This is a genomic window from Planktosalinus sp. (assembly GCF_059864935.1).
Window position 1 is genome coordinate 1 of record NZ_JCBCCK010000260.1, and the last position, 1,849, is coordinate 1,849.

Consider the following 1,849-nt stretch of genomic DNA (forward strand, 5'->3'; position numbering starts at 1 on the left):
ATAAAAACATGGTTGTCATATACTTTTGCGTCTCTCCAGGTGCTGTTGCTAGTATGTGTGGGAAGTTTGCCCAGATAAATGGGGTTAACAGGATCAGTTATGTCAATAAAGGCAGTGCCGTTACCCACACACATGATGGCATATTCAAATCCGGTAACCGGATCCGTCCATCCCCAGGAGTCATTTCCTCTGTCTGAGTTTAATACATTTAAGTCGATGTGTGCCTGTAAGTCATAGCCGTCACACGGGAAAGATCCGGCAAATCCATTAACGCAAGGGGTTTGAGCAAAAATTAAGGTGCTGAAAAAAACAAAAAAAGAAAGTAAATTAAATTTCATGTGAATTGTATTTAATAAAAGGTTCACAATACTACAATTTTTAGAAAAGACAAACCATTATATTCATGTTAAAAATTTTAATAAATACTTCAATTTTACATAAATTGAACAAATGATGAGTCATTTCGACAAATAACCCTAATTTTGCTAACAAAAGTATCCCTATGAAACAAGGAGGTTCAAAACTTCGAAAAGATATTGCAAGTCTGGGTGAATTTGGACTGATTGACCATATAACCAAAGACTTTAAAATTGTTCAAAAATCTACGGTAAAATCAGTGGGGGATGATGCAGCTGTAATTTTTGAAAAAGACCGACATATGGTGGTTACCACCGACTTGCTTATTGAAGGTGTGCATTTTGATTTGAGTTATATGCCTTTGAAGCATTTGGGATACAAAGCTGTGGTGGTCAATCTTTCTGATGTCTATGCGATGAATGCAGAAGCCACTCAAATCACGGTTTCAATCGCAATTTCAAACCGGTTTCCGCTTGATGCGGTGGAAGAGTTGTATGATGGGATAAAAACAGCAGCTAAAATTTACAATATTGATGTTGTAGGCGGAGATTCAACCTCTTCAACCAGAGGGTTAATCATAAGTATAACAGCCATTGGTTTTGCTAATAAGGAAGATATAGTCTATAGAGGCGGAGCTCAATCCAACGATTTACTTGTGGTAACCGGCGATTTGGGTGCTGCTTATCTGGGATATCAGGTGCTGGAACGTGAAAATCAAGTATTCAAAGTCAATCCCAACAATCAACCTGATTTGGAACCTTATACTTATCTTATGGAACGGCAGTTAAAGCCTGAAGCGCGAAAAGATATTCCGCCTTTACTAAAAGCCCTTGAAGTAAAACCTACCTCAATGATAGATATCAGTGACGGTTTATCTTCAGAAATAATGCACTTGTGTAAAAACTCCGGTGTGGGGTGTAATTTGTTTGAAGAGAAAATTCCATTAGACCAACAAGTAATATCTACCTGTGAAGAGTTTAATCTGGACAGTACAACAATTGCTTTAAACGGTGGAGAAGATTATGAATTACTTTTTACCATAAAGACAGAAGATTATCCTAAAATAAAAGGCAACCCTCATTTAACAGTCATAGGTCATATGACTGATAAAAAAGAAGGAATGCACCTAATTACAAGAGCAAACACAAAAATTGCATTAAAGGCCAGGGGTTGGGATTCATTTCAGGAAGCTTCAGAGTAAGCTGTCCTTCTCATTTTCTTTTCAATAAAAGCAGAAAGACAGGCATTGATCTCTTTCATTTTTGGAGTTAAGACTTCAAGGTAACCATGGTCATTTTCGGTGACTTCGTGACCGCAGCAGGTGCATTGGTATTCAGAAATCACTTCATTGATTCTGTTTGTTTCCCTGTAGTTGTGCCCAACTGTGGCACAAATTATTTTTCCGAGTGATGAGGTTGCTTTGGGGGTAGCTTTTTGCATGAGTCGGAGTTTTTTTTAGTTAGTTAACATTAAAAGTATAAAAATGTAAGTA

At 37.3% G+C, this 1,849-nt stretch carries 3 protein-coding genes; 1 reads left to right on the forward strand and 2 read right to left on the reverse strand.

What is annotated here, in order from left to right; translation table 11 throughout:
* Nucleotides 1-338, reverse strand: a 338-nt coding sequence (locus AC6F75_RS08790) for a choice-of-anchor B family protein (RefSeq protein ID WP_500714633.1), incomplete at its 3' end; no start/stop codon positions are given.
* Nucleotides 339-502: 164 nt separating this feature from the next.
* Here AC6F75_RS08790 and thiL point away from each other — a divergent pair.
* On the forward strand, nt 503-1,558 hold the full coding sequence (thiL, locus tag AC6F75_RS08795; protein WP_500714634.1) for a thiamine-phosphate kinase: 1,056 nt from the start codon (nt 503-505) through the stop codon (nt 1,556-1,558).
* Here the strand turns inward: thiL and AC6F75_RS08800 are convergent.
* On the reverse strand, nt 1,540-1,797 hold the full coding sequence (locus tag AC6F75_RS08800) for a DUF1660 family phage protein (RefSeq protein ID WP_500714636.1): 258 nt from the start codon (nt 1,795-1,797) through the stop codon (nt 1,540-1,542). The two genes, thiL and AC6F75_RS08800, sit on opposite strands and share 19 nt — an antisense overlap.
* Nucleotides 1,798-1,849: the final 52 nt, after the last annotated feature.